Raw genomic sequence first — 18633 nt, forward strand, 5'->3', positions numbered from 1 at the left:
GTTATGCTCTCAGAAATGTTAGATGAGCTTCCTCGATCAGAGAAAAATATAGCTTCATATATCTTAGAACATCCACAAGAAGCAATTAATATGACAGCAAGTGATTTAGGCAAGGCAAGTAGTACAAGCAGTGCTGCAGTTATTCGTTTATGTAAATCACTTGATCTAAAAGGATTTCAAGAGTTAAAAATTCGTGTCGCAGGTGATCTGCAAAAAACAGAAGAAGCAGGATTTAGAGATATAGAGCCAAATGAATCCTTGCATTCGATTACGGAAAAAATGACGTTTAATAGTATTCAAACATTACGTGAAACTGCAGAAATTCTTCGTGCAGAAGAGCTTGAGAAAGCGATCAAGGCTTTAGCTGAAGCGGAAAATGTTCACTTTTTTGGAGTGGGAGCTTCGGCTATTATTGCTCAGGATGCACAACAAAAATGGCTAAGAATTGACCGCAATGCCTTTGCATTTCCAGATGTCCATATGGCTGCTACCCTAGTTGCAAATACAAAGCCTGGTGATGTAGTTTGTGGAATTTCCTTTTCTGGTCAAACAGTAGAAGTAACAAATATTATGGAGTTGGCGAAGTCAAAGGGAGCAACTACAATCAGCTTAACGAAGTATGGAAGTTCTCCTGTGACAGAATTAGCCGATATTCGTTTATATACTTCTGCTACAAAAGAAGCTACATTTCGAAGCGGAGCCACATCATCTCGTCTTGCCCAACTGCATGTGGTAGACATTCTCTTTATGTGTCTTGCTTCAATGAAATACGATGAAACAATTACTCACTTGGATGATACCCGTGCCGCAATAGATGCCATACGTAAGTATTAGAAACGTTCCTAATTGGGACGTTTTTTTATTTTGGAAAGGGAGGGAGTGAGATAAAGAATTAATTGAAATAATATTTCAGACGTTTTAAGGCTGCAGTAAAGTGATGAAAAATATTGGTTAAAAATATAATTTCATAATATTACTTAAAAGTTTGATATTTTATTTCAATTCGAATACAATAGTTGTAGATAATACGATTCCAAAAGAGGGGAGGGATCATATGAAATTAGGTGTGGAAACCTTCTTTTCTGATTATACTGAGGCATACTCAGGGAAACGAATTGGACTTGTTACAAATATGACCGGAGTAGATCATGAGTTATGCTCAACCATTGATCATTTTTATGAACATGAAAAGTTAAACTTGGTAGCTTTGTATTCCCCTGAGCATGGGATAAGAGGTATGGCTCAAGCAGGAGAAAAAGTCAACTCAAATAGTGACCCCTACACGGGTTTACCCGTGTACAGCCTTTATGGTGATACCCGAAAACCTTCAGCTGACATGCTGCAAAACATTGATGTGATGGTTTATGATCTTCAGGATATTGGAAGTCGTTACTATACATATATCTACACGATGGCCTACGTCATGCAGGCATGTGGGGAACAAGGGATTGATTTTGTTGTTCTGGATAGACCTAACCCCATAGGTGGGATTGAGGTTGAGGGGAATCTTGTTGAACCTGAGTTACGTTCCTTTGTGGGCCTTTACCCAATACCTAACCGTCACGGATTAACTGTTGGAGAGCTTGCTTATTTGTTTAAAGGTGAATTTGATGTAAAGGCAAATCTCACGGTAATTCCGATGACGGGGTGGAGTAGAAGTATGAGCTTTCAAGATACAGACCTTTTATGGGTACCTCCATCTCCAAATGTTACAAGTGAGGAAATGTGTTTATTGTATCCAGGAACCTGTTTGATAGAAGGTACAAATCTATCAGAAGGTAGAGGGACAACTCGTCCATTTGAATATATTGGGGCCCCTTTTATAAATGGGATGCATCTTGCGAAGGAGTTAAATAAAGCTCGTCTTCCTGGTGTAATTGCACGTCCAGTTTCTTTTAAACCCACCTTTCATAAGTTTGAAGATGAGCAATGTGAAGGTGTGCAACTTCATATCACGAATAGAAACGAGTTAAAAAGTCTTGAAGTAGGCGTACAACTTTTGGTTACAATTTCCTGGTTGTATCAAGAAGCCTTTCGCTTTGAAAAATATGAGGAACACAAGCATTACTTTTTTGACTTACTTGCTGGGACAAAATCGTTACGAAAGAGCATCTTAGCAGGAGAAGTGAATGACTATCTAGAGGAATTGGACAAGCAAAGCTTAGCTTTTAAAAAGCAACGAGAACCATACTTACTTTATAACTAGGATGATTGCATGGAGAAGTTATCAACATTAACGACCGAAATGAGTAATGACAAGACAACCAATTTAGACCAAATGTCGACTAGAGAAATGTTAACGGTTATGAATGAAGAGGATCAAAAAGTTGCATTAGCTGTACAAGATGAAATTGAGCCCATTGAAAAAACGGTTGAAGTTATTCATGAAGCATTCTTGAATGGAGGTAAACTCTTCTACATTGGTGCAGGAACTAGTGGTCGAATTGGCTTTTTAGATGCAGCTGAATGCCCGCCTACTTTTAGCTCACCTCCAGAACTTATTCAAGCTGTTATTGCTGGTGGTTATGGGGCAATGAAGGAAGCTGTTGAGGGAGCTGAGGATAACGAGGAACAAGGAGCAAAAGACTTATTGGATAGAGGGTTGGGGCCAAACGATGTAGTGATTGGGATTGCAGCCAGTGGTCGAACTCCTTATGTTATAGGTGCTCTTAAGTACGCTCAATCCATTGGTGCTAAAACGGTTAGCTTAACGAGTAACGAACAAGCTTTGATAAGTCAGTATGCGGATATTCAAATCGAAGTCATTACGGGTCCTGAAGTATTAACAGGTTCCACTCGTTTAAAAGCAGCTACAGCACATAAGCTTGTGTTAAACATGATTTCTACTACTGTCATGATGAAAGCGGGGAAAGTCTATCAAAATTTGATGGTAGATCTTAATGTCAGTAACCACAAGCTTATGGAGAGGGCTAAGTCTATTATCTCAAGTGTTACAGGTGCTTCTCGAGAAGTTTCTGCAGAGGCCTTAAATTATGCTGATCTAGAAGTGAAAACAGCTATAGTAATGATTCAGACAAACACTACAGCTGAAGTGGCCAGAAATCTTTTAGGCCAAAATAAAGGTTTTGTGCGTATGGCTATTCAGTCTTCAAAATGAAGTGACATTTTGAAATTAAATTTCAATAATTATGTTTGACTTTTAAAATTTAGTTTAATATACTCAATACAAATAGAAAATTAAGTCACTATTATCGTTCATTTAAGACTATGTAAAACTTAAAAATGAAAGGGGTTTCATTGGGGCGGAGAAGCTTTACTGCTTTGGTTTTGTGAATGTACTTTCAGAAAATAATAAAAAAGGGGAATGTTGAATATGAAGAATATCAAGTTATTTTCGATCATGATGCTTGTGACAGTACTGTTGCTCGCCGCATGTAGTGAAGATTCATCTAATGAATCTAGTTCCGATAATAATGATGGTGGGAAAAAAGAAATTGAATTCTGGACAATGCAACTTAAGCCAACTTTTACAGATTACATAGAAGGTGTAATTTCAGACTTTGAAAAAGAAAATCCAAATATCAGTATTAAATGGGTGGACGTTCCAGCTGCGGACTTAGAGAAAAAGATTCTTTCTGCTGTAAGTTCAAACACAGCTCCTGATGTTGTTAACCTTAACCCTACATTTGGATCGAAAATCGCTGCTCTTGATGGTTTGGTAAACATGGATGAAGCTCTATCAGATGAGCAGAAAAGTCGTTATGTACAAGGAGCTTGGAAAGCCAACCAATTAAACGGTAACACATTTGCAATTCCTTGGTATCTAAACACAGAAGTGACGCTTAATAATAAAGCAATCTATGAGGAAGCGGGTCTAGACCCAAATAAGCCTCCTAAAACATATGAAAAAGCGATGGAATACGCTAAGACTGTTAAAGAAGAAACAGGTAAATACGGTTACTACCCATCCCTTGACTTATCTTTAGTTCTACAACACATGGTGAAAATGGGAGCAGATCTTACAAATGAAGAAGGAACAAAAGCTGCTTTCAATACCCAAGAAGGGCTAAATACTTTTAAATATTTTACGGAACTATATAAAAATGATCTCATTCCACGTGAAGCATTAACAGGTGATCAGCGTGAAACAATTGATATGTATTCTTCCGGTCAAGTTGGGTTCTTCGCTGGATCTAACTTTATCACACAAATTAAGAAGAATGCTCCAGATGTTTACGATCAAACATTTGCCTCTCAATCTATCACAGGTAAATCTGGTAAAGTAACGTTAAGTGTACAAAACGTTGTTGTTCCTAACCAAACGAAGCATCAGGATGCAGCCGTTAAGTTTGCTTTATTCCTAACAAATGCTAAGAATCAACTGGCATTTACAAAACTAGTGCCGATCTTGCCTTCTGCTAAATCAGCACTTGATGACCCATACTTTAGTGAATTGCCTGAAGATGCAACAGCAACTGATCAAGTAAGAATTACAGCGGCTAATCAATTAGATAAAGCAGAAGTACTTATACCACCGATGGAAAACTACAATAAGCTGAAAGATGCAATGCACGATGCAATTTCCGCAGCGATGCTTGAGGAAATGTCTCCACAAGAAGCTTTAGATCAAGCTGAAAAAGAATGGAATAAAATTTTAAGTGAATAAAGGAGGAGGGGGGATATTCCCTCCTTTTTCTATTAATAGGGACAAATCAGAGAGGTTTAATATTCTGGAAGAGTAGCACCTTACTTGTAACGTACTAATAATTAACTTTCACCAAGGGAAGAAGGAGAGCGTATATGAATCGATTAAAATTTACGCCATACTTATTTTTGCTTCCGGGTTGTATCATTCTCGGGGCCTTCATCTTTTACCCTATGCTACAAGCTATATGGTTAAGCCTTACCGACTATAATATGGTTCAACAAAACCCGAATTTCGTAGGCTTTGATAACTATGTGAGATTGTTCCAAGATGATTTGTTCTGGAAGGTGTTAGGGCAAACCATCCTATATCTTGTTATTGTTGTACCGGGGCTCGTTTTTCTGCCAATCTTTTTAGCAATTCTAGTAAACCAGCAGATTAAAGGAATCTCATTCTTTCGTTCAGCCTATTATCTGCCCGTGGTAACATCTATGGTTGTTGTAGGGATCGCGTGGAAATGGATGTATGCGGAACAAGGGATACTAAATTATGTACTAGATATAATGGGGGTTATTGATGAACCTGTTCATTGGCTTACACAAACATCTACTGCTATTTTTGCTGTTATGGTAGTTACCGTATGGAAAGGTATGGGTTACTACATGGTTATATATTTAGCAGGTTTACAAGCTATACCTGATGACTTATATGAAGCAGCTCGCATTGATGGAGCTAGTAAGTGGAGGCAGATCATACACATTACCATACCATTATTAATGCCTTCTATTATGATCGTATCCATTATGTCTTCTATAGCAGCCATGAAGGTATTTGAGGAGATTTATGTTATGACAGGTGGTGGCCCATTAAACAGTTCATCAACGCTTGTTTTCTATATCTATGAACAGGCCTTTGATAACCTTGAGATGGGTTATGCTAGTGCTGCAGGTGTAATCTTATTCCTTATTACACTAATATTCTCGATTATCAACATTACCTTCATGAATAAAAAAGAAGAAGCAATGAAGGGGTGATAGTGAATGAAAAATGTTGAGGAAATTGAAAAGAACACAAATCCTAATGTCAGAACTCCAAATCCAAATAACCCTAAAAAAGATCCAACGATGCTCACGAAAAAGAAAAGGATTAAACCCAAAGAAGTTTTTCAAAAAGTGTTAACATATAGTATTTTAATTTTCGTTACAATCCTAATGGTAGGACCGTTTCTTTGGTTGCTATCAACATCACTAAAATCAGCTGATGCGAATATATTCCAATACCCTCCTAAGCTCATACCTGAGAATCCAACATTTAAATATTATGGAGAGGTTATGGAGTACTTCCCATTCGCAAGGTACTTATTAAACAGTACGATTGTAGCAGTGTTAACAGTTGGTTTTAATATGTTATTTTGCTCGCTGGCAGCTTATCCTTTAGCTCGTATGAATTTTAGAGGGAAAAATCTTGTGTTTATCTTAATCATTAGTACGATGATGATTCCGTTCCAACTACTCATGATCCCGATTTATATTCTTGCGCTAAATCTAGGATTGCAAAACACGTATATGGGACTGGTTCTACCGCATGCCACAACAGCATTTGGAATCTTCATAATGCGACAGGCCTTTCTCACAATTCCATACACATTAGATGAATCAGCTCGAATGGACGGAGCTAATACATTTCAAATCTGGTGGAGAATATTAATGCCACTTGTAAAACCATCCCTCGTTACCATGGCGATATTCACGTTTATGATGGCATGGGGAGATTTTCTGTGGCCATTAATTATAACAAATGATCAGAGTATGTACACGCTTCCACTAGGAGTTCAAGCTTTACAAGGAAGCTTCGCAGGAAACTGGAGAACGATAGCTGCAGGTTCAATCATTTCGATCATTCCAATCATTACTGTATTCGCAATCCTTCAGCGTCAGTTTATATCAGGTGCTATGAAGGGTGCTGTAAAAGGTTAATTAACAAATTATTCTCTCCTAAATTGTTATTAAAAAGCTGTTCCTAAGGTGGATCGTTATGATCTCCTTTTGGAACAGCCTTTTATATACTACTTCCCACAACACTTCTTATATTTCTTCCCACTCCCACAAGGGCAGGGTTCATTACGTCCAACTTTCGTGCTCTTTATAGGTTGCGTAGCCTGATTATTGGCTTTTTGTTTCTTAAACTCCTCAAACTTTGCTTGGATTTCTCTGTGCATCTGCTCCTCTTTTTCTGGAGCGTTTTCTTTATCTAGAAGGTCTTTCCATTCATCGAGTTTTGGATGATCAATTTTATTGATGACAAGGTTCGGGTATAACACTTCTTCTAGTAAAAGCATTTGTGTATCATAACCCGTCTCGATGAGTTGTTCTACTTTTGGAATGCCTTTAGTGGATAATTGGAAACATAGTGATTCAGCAATTGACGTTTTCGCCATAACTCCACTTACTTGGTCAAAACCGGATAAAAGTGCTTCTTCTGCTTTTTCTGTTTTGATCGCTTCTATAACACCTATGGGATGGAACCCTTTCGTGATAAGGGGCTGAACGTGTTCAACCACTTCATCTGTGCCTATTCGCTTCAATGCTTCAGCGATTAGCTCGACCGCATAATCTTCATCATTCTCATCATGGATTAAAGGTGCAATGTCTGGAATCAATTCTGTACAATTCGCTATTCCAGCAGCATACAGGTGGAGAAGACCATTAATATCAAACTCATCCTCTTGAATACAATCACGCACAGTTTCTGCGATCTCGGAATTCGATAAGATATTTCGTTGGACCATGTTTTCAATAACTTTCTTTCCGTACTGGAACTTCGTATCGTCGTATTCTTTTTCTAAGGCGTATGCAATGATTTCGAGGTTTTCATGCATCTCTTCTTCACTTTTATCAGGTAGTTTCGCATATACATTAATCATTTCAGGTGCAAAAAGTTCTTCTAGCTCTGAACGGAATGTGTGAAAGTGCTTAGCGCTAGATTGTAATACACGAGCTTTATACCAATCGTAATTCGCATCATCTTTCTTCATCCGTTCTAGCAAAGCTTTGAATCCTTTTTCGCCTATCGGAATGTTTTTCGTTCGAGGAATAATATTATTAAATATAGCTTTCGGTTCATTACGGTCGTTAGCTTCTAGCGCTAGAAAGAATGTCTCTTCATTACCAAGGTGTCCTTCATCAATCATACGAAGAACAAAATTTTGTACATGTGGATCGTTACTCAAGATATAAGGGTGAATTTTCTCTAAAAATGTTTGAGTCATTTACATGATCCTTTCTTCAACTAATCTTCTTCTCATTGTGATATATAAGGGGAGAATTAGCAAAGGTGAGAGTAGAAATTGGAAGTTATGTAGAGATAAAAAGGGGAATGGTTCTATAGAATAGAATTACGAAACTAGAACGGATTTTAACATGTCTGGAGGATGGATCATGGCGCAAAACGCTGAAGAACGCATTCATTATACGAAGAGCTATTTACGCAAACAGACGATTCATACGATTTTGGAACAATTCGATGGAACCATTATGGGATTAAGCAAGACGGATCGAAAAGCGAAATATAACAAAATGAAGCAGGATCCGTTTTGCTTTTTCCGAGGCAGTGCGTATCTATTTTACTACGACGTCATGAATATGCCGTTTACGTACCACACATCTGAGGATAAGCCCACGTGGATTATGGGTGACCTTCATTTTGATAACTTTAGTGCGTTTCAAAATGAGAGCGGTGATATCGTTTTTGACGTTGATGATTTTGACGAAGGATATTTAGGATCCTACTTATATGATGTACTGCGTATGGTTGTAAGTATTCGATTATTTGCTGAGCAACAAGGGTTTGAAAAAGAGGCGCAAGAAGAGTTCGTCGAGAAGTTTTGTAAGGCTTATCGCAAACAATTGAAAAAGTTCAATGAAGATGAAGAAGATCCAGTTACGACCCAATTCACAGTCGACAATACGAAAAGTGCTATTAAGAAGGCGTTGAAAAAGTTAGAAAAGCGTAAAGCAACACATGAATTAGATAAACAAACGGTTGTGGATGACGAAGGGAATCGTGCATTTGATCGTGAACACACAAAACTACAGTCCGTTTCGAAAAATGAGTATAGCGAACTTCAAAAGATTTGGAATCAGTACCTTGAAAGTATTGCAGAGGAAAGCTTTCAAGAGGATGAACACTATGAAATTAAAGATATCGTGAAGAAAAAAGGTGCAGGTATCGGCTCTACTGGCTTGAAGCGCTTCTATATTTTAATTGAGGGTCAGCATGATAATGAGCATCATGACGACATCATTTTAGAAGCAAAAGAAGCACGAACGCCAATTCCGGCTTACTTCTTCCCATATGACGAGCAATTTTGGAAGTCTCACAAGCATCAGGGTGAGCGCGTAATTACGACCCAACAAGCGATGCACCATATGGCCGATCCTTATCTAGGTTACTTTACGATGAAAGGTCGCGACTACTACGTGCGTGAACGTTCTCCTTATGAAAAAGACTTGAAGGAAAAGCATTTAGAAGACTTCAAATCCGTAAAGCAAACCGTAAAAACCATGGGCAAAATCGCTGCCAAAATTCACGCCCGTGCCGATGTGGATCTGGAGCATGGTATTCTGAGTTATCACAGTGAAGAAGAGATTCTAAATGTGATCGGTGATGATAAAGAAGGTTTCATTAAGGAGATGCAAGTTTGGTCTGGATTTTATAAAGAACGAGTGGAAGAAGACCATGCTCTGTTTAATGAATGGTTGAAAGAGTATTTTTATAGTAAGTAAGGAGGGAACCACCTTGGCGTTCAAGGTGGTTTTTTACGTGAGAAAAGCGAAAGCAGCTGTGACCCAGGGAAAGCAGCATCGACCCGAGGGAAAGCAGCACCGACCCGAGGGAAAACAGCATCAACCCGAGGGAAAGCAGCACCAACCCGAGGGAAAGCAGCATCGACCCGAGGGAAAGCAGCACCAACCCGAGGGAAAGCAGCACCGACCCGAGGGAAAACAGCATCAACCCGAGGGAAAGCAGCACCAACCCGAGGGAAAGCAGCATCGACCCGAGGGAAAGCAGCACCAACCCGAGGGAAAGCAGCACCGACCCGAGGGAAAACAGCATCAACCCGAGGGAAAAGAGCACCAACCCGAGGGAAAGCAGCTCCAACCCGAGGGAAAGCAGTGCGTACCCGAGGGAAAGCAGCTCGAACCCGAGCAAAAGCAGTGCGAACCCGAGCGAAAGCAGCTCGAACCCGAGCGAAAGCAGCTCGAACCCGAGGGAAAGCAGCTCGAACCCGAGCGAAAGCAGCGTCGACCCGAGCAAAAGCAGCTCGTACCCGAGCGAAAGCAGCTCGAACCCGAGCGAAAGCAGCTCGAACCCGAGGGAAAGCAGCTCGAACCCGAGGGAAAGCAGCTCGAACCCGAGCGAAAGCAGTGCGAACCCGAGCGAAAGCAGCGTCGACCCGAGCGAAAACAGCACCGACCCAAAAGAAAAAGCCCCCAACCCGAGAAACATCCCGAATCGAAAGCTTCAACCTAAATCTACAACGACAATATCTCCTTAATATCCTCCTCGGAAAGAGAATTCAAGTTCGTCTGACCTGACTTAATCAAGTTATCAAACAAGTTCTGCTTCTTCTCCTGCAAGGCTTGAATCTTTTCTTCAATTGTGTACCTTGGGCAATCATCTTCACAACCTGAACGGAATTCTTTTGACCAATACGGTGTGCACGGTCGGCTGCTTGTTGTTCTACAGCTGGGTTCCACCACAAGTCATACAAAACAACCGTATCGGCGCCTGTTAAGTTAAGGCCAGTTCCGCCGGCTTTTAAGGAAATTAAGAAGATATCTTTTTCCCCTTCGTTAAAGCGGCCGGACATTTCTACGCGCGATTCAGAAGGGGTATTTCCATCAAGATAGAAGTATGTTAATCCTTCTTCCTCCACAACTTTGGCGATCAAGCCGAGCATGGTTGTGAACTGAGAGAAGATGAGCATGCGTTGGCCATTTTCACTCGCTTCTCGAATAAAGGCGCGTAACTCTTCCAACTTACCAGATTCCCCTTCGTAATTCTCCACGAACAAGGAAGGGTGACAGCACAGCTGACGTAAGCGCGTTAAGTCACTCAGAATCTGCATACGGCTCTTTTGGAAGCCTTGTGTTTTCAACTGTGATTTAGTCTTAGCCTGAATCTCGTTCAAGTAACCAACATAGAGCTGACGTTGTTCCTTTGTAAGCTCGGTGTAACGTACGGATTCGATCTTATCAGGCAGTTCTGTTAAAACCTCTTTCTTCGTTCGGCGCAGAACAAACGGTGATATTTTTTTCTGAATGATCCCTTGATCTAGACCTTTAAACGATTTGCGGTCATACAACAACCCTGGCATTACAATCGAAAATAGGGACCATAGCTCTTCAGCACGGTTTTCAACAGGGGTACCTGTTAGACCAAAAGCTTGCTCAGAGCGGATACCGCGAATTGCTTTATACGTTTGCGAAGCATGGTTTTTAAAGGATTGAGCTTCATCTAAAAGAAGTCCTTGGAACACGTATGGCATATACAGGTCTGTATCGCGACGAATTAATGGATACGAAGTGATGCATAAGTCCACACCTTCAAGGTTTTCCATCTGTGCACGGCGCTGTGCCTTCGAACCTGAAATGACACGCACATTCAAGGATGGTGCGAATTTTTCAGCTTCCTTCTTCCAGTTATAAATGAGGGAAGAAGGTGCAACCACAAGATAAGGATGAGCTTCTGGTTTTTCTTTGCGACCAGCCAAAATAAAAGCTAGACCTTGTAGAGTTTTACCAAGTCCCATTTCATCAGCTAAAATACCGCCAAATCCGTGTTTCGCTAGCGCGCGCATCCATTGAAATCCTTGTATCTGATATTCACGTAAGTCAGCCTGTAGTTCATCTGGTGGTGTTTCGTTCGCAATCTCTGGATGCTTGATCGATTCAACAAGATCACGAAACGCTTCACTTTGTGTTACACCTCTGGCTTCATCCATTTGCAGGGCATGGTATTTCGGTAAATGCATGACGCCATCCTGGATATCATTCGACTGAATCTCTAGTTTTTCGAAAAGATTGCGGGCGTCACTCCATGCATCATCCTCCAACTGCAACACTTTTCCGTTATGAAGCTGATGGTAGGAATCTTTTTGCTGTAACGATTTGAAGAGATTCGCAATATCCTCATCGGACAGATCATCAGTAGGGAAGCGCACTTCAAACCATCCATAATTCTCATCTACATCAAATGTTAGTGGAATCTCAGATGGTATATCATTGAACATCTCATCCACTTCTGGGTCTTTAACAACTTCCGCACGCTGTTCAAGCTCAGGCAAAATGTTGTAGAAGAAACGCCCTAAATCTTGCCCGTTCACTAGAGATAACACTTCGCCATTCCAGTGGAAGTTCGCTTGTTCGATCAGGCTCATAATTTGGCGCTCTTTTTTCATGTTACGAGAGATAATTTGGTCCTCTTTGCTACGTCCTTGTTGGAAAGGATGGATGTGCTCATCACCATACCGGAATTGAAGATTTGCCTGAAGCGCCTGCCCATCTTTTTTCAATTCAAGAATCGGCTCACATTGGTGGCGCACCATGTTTTCTGCAATCGAAGAATCAGTCTCAAGTAAGTCATATGCCTCTAAAATAGGGAAAAGTGTTCCGGCCATTTGCTCTATGTGTTCTCGCGTGAAAAACTGATTGTTTCTCGTATATTGTTTCAAGTGGTTAAAAAGCGGAACCACATTTTGGTGTAAGCTTTCATTTAATTTGTACAGTTTGTTGTGCTTGCTAAAGTAGGGTGAATCCCCGACTGTATGCCCGAGAAATCCATTATCCTTGATCGATAGCGTATAATACATTCCTTCTTTAGAGAGGTAGAACTGTTCAGGAAAGCTGTCATGGATAACCTCAAAAGGCATTTCTTTTGATGCTACTTTTACTGTCACAGCATCGCAATTCTCTAATAAAGGAAAAACCTCTTTTATAAAATGGTTCGGTAGTGAAATAGCTTTTCCTGAAGATGAAGGGCTTCGAAAATAGGGATTTTCATCGAACCATTGCTGGCTTTTCACAAGAGGATAAAGCTGATCCATAACAGCCGCATCTTCTTCAGAAATAATTTGTTGACTCGGGTCGTAGGTGAAATTTTGCGTGAAGTAAAGTTGTTTTTGCTGCTTCCACGCATCGATAAAATCTGCTGGATCTTTTACTACATACAGCCGTGACGTACCAGCTTTCATGGATAACTCTACAGTTTCACTACGTCTTGCATCAGAATGTACTTTGCTGAGCTCGAACTGAATATAAAGGGGTTCCTTTGCTGCAGGAACCAAGTTCTCATCATCATTGGTAATCTGATCCATTAGTTGATCGACGAAAGATGAAGCGGTGTTGATTTGATAGCTAGAAGGTTGTGTCAGTTTTGGTTCTTCATTTTCTTGAGCTGATCTATCTTTTTTACTCCATACCGTTGTGTGGTTTGTATAACGTTCAATGGTCTCAAGCATTACGGCGATCATGTGCTTGCAAGGTGTGATGCCATCTGCAAAAGCAGGGCATGAGCAGGAACCTGTTTGATACATCCCACGTTCCGTAAATACCAGCTGCACCTCGTATGCAGTGTTTCGACTTCCTTCAACCTCAGCCACGATATGCGTTCCTTGGCCAGTAGGTCGGTATGTCGAGATATTAGACACAGCCCCGTCCTGGAAATACTGAGCTCCACGCTTATACATCAACCAACCACTACGCTCCAAAACTTCTGATGTAGAAAGATCTATCATAAAGTACGACCCCATTTCACCGAATCTCGTTATTACACAATACTCCTATTTTAACCTATATAGCAGTTGAAACGAAAGGCGAAGGGTAGAGGAGAGATTTGGGAGGACTAACACCCACCACCGATAGAACATGAAATTCTTCCATCTTAATTAAAAAAGCATTACAAGTATTACAAATGTTTTTCTCCTTTTTTACATATTTTTTTGAGAAAAATGAGAAAAAGTTCAAAATTGTCAGATAACGTGTATAATTAAGAGCAACACATTTTCAGTTGATTCAGAAAAGACAGACAATTCAATCCCGTTCTCGTAAGGGGGATACATATGGAACAGGAACCGATACTTCAAGTTGAAAATTTGCATACACATTTCTTCACCAAGTCAGGGGTTGTTAAAGCGGTTGATGGCGTGAGTTTTGACATCAAACCGGGGGAAACTCTTGGGATCGTTGGTGAATCGGGATCAGGTAAAAGTATCACCGCCATGTCCATCATGCGGCTGATCAAGGATCCTCCAGGAAAAATCGTGGATGGAAGAGTTCTTTTTAAAGGAGAGAACCTTCTTGAAAAGTCCAAAAAAGAAATGCGATCCATTCGAGGGAATCAAATTTCAATGGTCTTTCAGGATCCAATGACATCCCTCAATCCGGTTTTTACCGTTGAAAAGCAGATGGTTGAAACCATTCAGACACACCGAAAAGTTTCCAAAAAAGAAGCGATTGACCGTGCCGTTGAACTTCTTGATCTAGTTGGGATTCCATCCGCACGCAGCCGTCTCAAAAGCTACCCACATGAATTCAGTGGGGGGATGAGACAACGTGTAATGATTGCACTTGCTTTATCGTGTGATCCGGAAGTTCTCATTGCAGACGAACCGACAACAGCACTAGACGTAACGATTCAGGCGCAAATTCTTGAATTACTTGAGCGTCTTCAAAAAGAACTTGGTATGGCGATTGTAATGATTACACACGACTTAGGTGTTGTAGCGGAAGTTTGTGATCGAGTTATGGTTATGTACGCCGGGAAACCCGTTGAATTTTCTGAAGTAACCGAGCTATTCGATCATCCGAAGCATCCATATACGTGGGGGCTGATGAGTTCCATCCCACAAATCAAAAATAGACAAGATCGCCTGGAGGCCATTTCAGGTCTTCCGCCAGATTTACGTGATCTGCCGCAGGGTTGTAGCTTTGCACCTCGCTGTAAGCATGCGATGGATAAGTGTCATGAAGTCGACCCAGCGTTTAGAGAACACATACCAGCACACCATGTTCGTTGCTTACTGTATGAAGAGAAAGAAGAGGTGACAACATGAGCAATCTCTTAGAAGTAAAAAATCTAAAAAAGCATTTTCCGATAAAAAAAGGAGCAATTTTCCCGAAGCAAGTTGGAGCTGTTAAAGCTGTTGATGGCGTTTCTTTTCATGTGCGAAAAGGAGAAACACTAGGACTTGTAGGGGAAAGTGGTTGTGGGAAATCCACCACAGGCAGAGCGATATTGAATCTGATTCAGCCATCAGAAGGCGAAGTAATTTATAAAGGCGAGGACATTTCCCATTACAAAGGGGAAAAGCTTCGTAAATTGCGCCAGGATATCCAAATCATTTTCCAGGATCCTTATGCATCCTTAAATCCGCGTATGACGGTGGAGCAGATCATTGCTGAACCGATGAGAGCTTTTGGCACTCCTAAGAAAGAACGAGAGGAAAAGATTGATTACTTACTTGATGTGGTTGGATTAAGTTCATATCACAAACATCGTTATCCACATGAGTTCAGTGGAGGACAGCGTCAACGTATCGGAATTGCTCGAGCTCTTACGCTTGATCCAGAATTAATCATTTGTGATGAGCCAGTATCCGCACTAGACGTGTCTATACAGGCGCAGGTCATCAATTTAATGGAAGACCTGCAAAAAGAATTTGATCTCACATTTATTTTTATCGCCCATGACCTTAGTGTCGTGCACCATATAAGTGATCGCGTAGCGGTTATGTACTTAGGAGAAATTGTTGAGGTTGGGGAAGTAGAAGAGCTTTATGCTAACCCGAAGCATCCTTATACACAAGCTTTACTTTCTGCTATTCCAGAAGCCGATCCACACCTTAAGCGTGATCGCATGGTTCTTGAAGGCGACCTTCCAAGTCCGTCAAACCCTCCAGCAGGGTGTAAGTTCCACACGAGGTGCCCGTTTGCCGAGGAGATTTGTCGGACGGAACATCCTGAGCTGAAAGATGTCTCTACAGGAGATCATCAGGCAGCTTGTCATCTTGTTAAGGAGGTGGTTGGAAGTAACGGATAGCGCATTATCGGTACAGCCAACCAAGAAGAAACACAGATCCATAATCAATAGGGGGTAATTTTCTTGAAAAAACATTTGTTTCGCACGCTTCTAGCACTAAGTTTGCTAGTTGTGCTAGCTCTAGCAGCATGTAGTGGTGAATCAACATCGTCTGAAAATCCAGATGATAGCTCAGACCAGAGCAACGAAGAAGATAACAGCAGCAATAATAACGATGGTAACAGTGATGAAAATGCAAGTGAAGGTTCTGGTAAGGATACATTAGTATTTGGTCGTGGTGCTGACTCCAAGCAGTTAGACCCATCTAAAGTAACAGATGGTGAGTCCATCTACGTTACACAGCAAATTTATGATCAGCTTGTTACGTATGAGCAAGATAGCACAGAGGTAAAACCAGCTCTTGCTACAGATTGGAAAACAAGTGATGACGGCACAGTTTGGACTTTCACTCTACGTGAAGGTGTGAAATTCCACGATGGTACATCTTTTGAAGCGGAAGACGTTGTCTACAACTTCGAACGTTGGACGAAATCTAAAGACTACATTTACTACGGTTATATGTTCGGTGGTCATGAAGATGGCTTGATCGAAAAAGTTGAAGCTGTAGATGAGTACACAGTTAAATTTACATTAAAAGAACCAAACGCTCCATTCATTCAGACTCTAGCAATGCCTCCATTTGGTATCGCAAGTCCTGATGCAATTGAAAAACATGGTGAGAATTACTTCAAGAACCCAGTAGGAACTGGACCATTCAAGTTTGAAAGCTGGACTCGTGGAGACCGCATCGAACTTTCAAGAAACGACGACTTCTGGGGTCAAAAAGCAGGCGTTAAAAACCTAACATTCCGTGTTATTCCGGATAACGGAGCACGTTTCATGGAACTTCAGTCTGGCTCTATTGACTTAATGCTTGGTTTAAACCCACAGGATCTTGAACCAGCTGAAAATGCTGATGGTCTTCAAGTATTCCGTCGTCCTTCTATGAACGTTGGGTACATGGCAATGAACACAGATAAAGAAGGTCCACTAGCTGATAGAAAAGTACGTCAAGCAATTAACCTAGCAGTTGATAAGAAAGAGCTTATTAAGTTGTTCGAAGGTCTTGGAAAGAGCGCGAAGAACCCAATGCCTCCAAGCCTATGGGGTTATAACGATGACATCGATCCATACGGTTACGATGTAGAAAAAGCGAAAACGCTTCTAGCTGAAGCAGGATATGGTGACGGAATTGACATTACGCTTTACACAATGCCAAACCCTCGTCCATACATGCCACAGCCGAAAGTAACAGCACAAGCGATTCAACAAATGTTGAAAGAAGCTAACATCAACGTTGAGATCGTTGAAAACGATTGGGAAACACACCTAGAAGTAACCCAAAATGGTGAGCATGACATGGCACTTCTTGGTTGGACTGGTGACAATGGTGACCCAGATAACTTCCTTTATGTATTACTAGATAAAGATAATGCAAAAGTAGGTTCTGCTGGTAACATTGCATTCTACAAAAACGATGAAGTTCATGATCTACTGAAGAGCGCTCAGTCTGAAATGGAGCAATCCAAACGTGCTGAGAAATACAAAAAGGCTCAAGAGATCATCCATAAAGATGCTCCATGGTTGCCAATTGCGCACACAACTCCACCTCTAGTAGGTAAAGATAATATTAAAGGTTATGTGCCACATGCAACTGGTTCTGAGAAGCTTCACACAATCACTTTTGAATAATAATAGAATTTAGAAATTCATTGGGGGTCTGGTCCCGCAACAAGTGGGATCAGACCTTACATATGTAAACAACTCAAATAGGATAAGCCACTTCACTTTAACAGGGAGAAACCTGCTAGAGTGAAGGTGCTTATCCAACAAACGAGAACAATATCTTACATTTTCTACATAGGAGGGATCACTTTGTTAAATTACATCATTCGTCGCTTAGTCATGTTAATACCAGTATTATTAGGGGTGTCGATATTAACATTTTCCATGATTCATATGATCCCTGGTGATCCAGCGCGAAGCATGCTGGGAACAAAAGCTAATGAAAAGGCTCTTACGGAACTGCGAGAGGAACTTGGGTTGAATGATCCTTACCTTGTGCAATATGGAAAGTTTCTTGGAGATCTGGCGCAAGGGGACTTAGGTACTTCGTTCAAGACCAAGGCGCCTGTTTCAGATGAATTAGAGAGTCGACTGCCTGCCACCATTGAACTAACCCTTTTCGCTATGGCGATTGCGATGGTTGTTGGTGTTTTGGCGGGTGTTATATCAGCAGTTAAACAATATTCATGGTTTGATAATCTTAGTATGACCGGGGCCTTGTTTGGGGTCTCGATACCGATTTTCTGGCTAGGTCTAATGATGATCTGGTTGTTCTCCGTTAAGCTAGGCTGGCTTCCGGCTTCAGGAAGATTATCAAGCGGAGTAGAGATTGAAGCGATCACACACTTTTATTTATTAGATAGTATTCTCACGTTGAACTGGTCAGGGTTTGCAGATGTATTCAAACATTTACTCATGCCAGGTGTTGCACTTGCAACGATCCCGATGGCCATTATAGCTCTTATGACGCGTTCGAGTATGCTTGAAGTCATGAACCAAGACTATATCCGTACAGCAGATGCAAAAGGTTTAGCTACTTACTTAGTTGTCTTTCAGCACGCATTAAAGAATGCCTTCTTACCCGTTTTAACTGTAATTGGGCTTCAATTTGGATTTTTGCTTGGAGGAGCTGTTTTAACAGAGACGATCTTCTCTTGGCCTGGCATTGGACGCTTCGTTTTACAATCCATTCTTGCCAGAGATTACCCAGTTGTGCAAAGTACCATTCTAGTCATTGCGGTTATTTTCGTGTTTGTGAACCTAATTACCGATATCTTATACAAATACATTGATCCACGTATTAGTCTCGATTAGAAAGGGTG

14 protein-coding genes are annotated in these 18633 nt (G+C 41.0%); 11 read left to right on the top strand and 3 right to left on the bottom strand.

Annotated features, from left to right (window positions below; all coding sequences use genetic code 11):
- The first annotated feature begins 3 nt into the window (after positions 1 to 3).
- From H514_RS0101985 to H514_RS0102010, 6 genes are all read left to right on the top strand, one after another.
- On the top strand, positions 4 to 834 hold the full coding sequence (locus tag H514_RS0101985) for a MurR/RpiR family transcriptional regulator (protein WP_027445429.1): 831 nt from the start codon (positions 4 to 6) through the stop codon (positions 832 to 834).
- Positions 835 to 1054: 220 nt separating this feature from the next.
- Complete coding sequence (locus H514_RS0101990; protein ID WP_027445430.1) at positions 1055 to 2206, top strand: exo-beta-N-acetylmuramidase NamZ family protein; 1152 nt, start codon at positions 1055 to 1057, stop codon at positions 2204 to 2206.
- A gap of 9 nt (positions 2207 to 2215) precedes the next feature.
- Positions 2216 to 3118, top strand: a complete 903-nt coding sequence (murQ, locus tag H514_RS0101995) for an N-acetylmuramic acid 6-phosphate etherase (RefSeq protein WP_027445431.1) — start codon at positions 2216 to 2218, stop codon at positions 3116 to 3118.
- A gap of 216 nt (positions 3119 to 3334) precedes the next feature.
- Positions 3335 to 4627, top strand: coding sequence for an ABC transporter substrate-binding protein (locus H514_RS0102000; RefSeq protein ID WP_051254987.1), 1293 nt, complete (start codon positions 3335 to 3337; stop codon positions 4625 to 4627).
- A gap of 134 nt (positions 4628 to 4761) precedes the next feature.
- Positions 4762 to 5640, top strand: a complete 879-nt coding sequence (locus H514_RS22305; protein WP_036841680.1) for a carbohydrate ABC transporter permease — start codon at positions 4762 to 4764, stop codon at positions 5638 to 5640.
- 6 nt (positions 5641 to 5646) lie between these two features.
- A complete protein-coding gene (locus H514_RS0102010) occupies positions 5647 to 6582 on the top strand; it encodes a carbohydrate ABC transporter permease (protein ID WP_231566547.1) in 936 nt (311 codons plus the stop codon).
- Between the two features lie 89 nt (positions 6583 to 6671).
- Here the strand turns inward: H514_RS0102010 and H514_RS25335 are convergent, their stop codons facing one another.
- A complete protein-coding gene (locus H514_RS25335; protein ID WP_051254988.1) occupies positions 6672 to 7874 on the bottom strand; it encodes an SEC-C metal-binding domain-containing protein in 1203 nt (400 codons plus the stop codon).
- A gap of 169 nt (positions 7875 to 8043) precedes the next feature.
- Here H514_RS25335 and H514_RS0102020 point away from each other — a divergent pair, with 169 nt between their 5' ends.
- The gene (locus H514_RS0102020; RefSeq protein WP_027445434.1) at positions 8044 to 9390 is read left to right on the top strand and encodes a DUF2252 domain-containing protein; all 1347 of its coding nucleotides are present in this window, start codon (positions 8044 to 8046) and stop codon (positions 9388 to 9390) included.
- 20 nt (positions 9391 to 9410) lie between these two features.
- On the opposite strand, the gene H514_RS24530 is transcribed toward H514_RS0102020, so the two are convergent.
- Together H514_RS24530 and H514_RS0102030 are read right to left on the bottom strand one after the other, a co-directional pair.
- Entirely contained in the window at positions 9411 to 10133 is a 723-nt protein-coding gene (locus H514_RS24530; RefSeq protein WP_154657297.1) for a hypothetical protein, read from the bottom strand.
- Positions 10134 to 10208: 75 nt separating this feature from the next.
- Positions 10209 to 13403 carry a DEAD/DEAH box helicase gene (locus tag H514_RS0102030; protein WP_027445436.1) on the bottom strand — a complete coding sequence of 1065 codons (3195 nt, stop codon included), beginning with the start codon at positions 13401 to 13403 and terminating at the stop codon, positions 10209 to 10211.
- Positions 13404 to 13727: 324 nt separating this feature from the next.
- Here H514_RS0102030 and H514_RS0102035 point away from each other — a divergent pair, with 324 nt between their 5' ends.
- The 4 genes from H514_RS0102035 (at position 13728) to H514_RS0102050 (ending at position 18625) form a co-directional block, all read left to right on the top strand.
- On the top strand, positions 13728 to 14720 hold the full coding sequence (locus tag H514_RS0102035) for an ABC transporter ATP-binding protein (RefSeq protein WP_027445437.1): 993 nt from the start codon (positions 13728 to 13730) through the stop codon (positions 14718 to 14720).
- Complete coding sequence (locus H514_RS0102040; RefSeq protein WP_027445438.1) at positions 14717 to 15706, top strand: ABC transporter ATP-binding protein; 990 nt, start codon at positions 14717 to 14719, stop codon at positions 15704 to 15706. The genes H514_RS0102035 and H514_RS0102040 overlap by 4 nt, the downstream gene beginning before the upstream one ends.
- A 63-nt stretch (positions 15707 to 15769) precedes the next feature.
- On the top strand, positions 15770 to 17437 hold the full coding sequence (locus tag H514_RS0102045) for an ABC transporter substrate-binding protein (protein WP_036843433.1): 1668 nt from the start codon (positions 15770 to 15772) through the stop codon (positions 17435 to 17437).
- 183 nt (positions 17438 to 17620) lie between these two features.
- Positions 17621 to 18625, top strand: a complete 1005-nt coding sequence (locus tag H514_RS0102050; protein ID WP_027445440.1) for an ABC transporter permease — start codon at positions 17621 to 17623, stop codon at positions 18623 to 18625.
- The last annotated feature ends 8 nt before the right edge of the window (positions 18626 to 18633 follow it).

Source organism: Pontibacillus marinus BH030004 = DSM 16465, assembly GCF_000425225.1.
GTDB lineage: Bacteria > Bacillota > Bacilli > Bacillales > BH030062 > Pontibacillus > Pontibacillus marinus.

Coding starts and splice junctions, on each gene's coding strand:
- H514_RS0102035 (WP_027445437.1), top strand. CDS start 13,728: ATGGAACAGGAACCGATACTTCAAGTTGAAAATTTGCATACACATTTC.
- H514_RS0102010 (WP_231566547.1), top strand. CDS start 5,647: ATGAAAAATGTTGAGGAAATTGAAAAGAACACAAATCCTAATGTCAGA.
- H514_RS0102020 (WP_027445434.1), top strand. CDS start 8,044: ATGGCGCAAAACGCTGAAGAACGCATTCATTATACGAAGAGCTATTTA.
- H514_RS0102040 (WP_027445438.1), top strand. CDS start 14,717: ATGAGCAATCTCTTAGAAGTAAAAAATCTAAAAAAGCATTTTCCGATA.
- H514_RS22305 (WP_036841680.1), top strand. CDS start 4,762: ATGAATCGATTAAAATTTACGCCATACTTATTTTTGCTTCCGGGTTGT.
- H514_RS0102000 (WP_051254987.1), top strand. CDS start 3,335: ATGAAGAATATCAAGTTATTTTCGATCATGATGCTTGTGACAGTACTG.
- H514_RS0101985 (WP_027445429.1), top strand. CDS start 4: ATGCTCTCAGAAATGTTAGATGAGCTTCCTCGATCAGAGAAAAATATA.
- H514_RS25335 (WP_051254988.1), bottom strand. CDS start 7,874: ATGACTCAAACATTTTTAGAGAAAATTCACCCTTATATCTTGAGTAAC.
- H514_RS0102030 (WP_027445436.1), bottom strand. CDS start 13,403: ATGATAGATCTTTCTACATCAGAAGTTTTGGAGCGTAGTGGTTGGTTG.
- H514_RS0101990 (WP_027445430.1), top strand. CDS start 1,055: ATGAAATTAGGTGTGGAAACCTTCTTTTCTGATTATACTGAGGCATAC.
- murQ (WP_027445431.1), top strand. CDS start 2,216: ATGGAGAAGTTATCAACATTAACGACCGAAATGAGTAATGACAAGACA.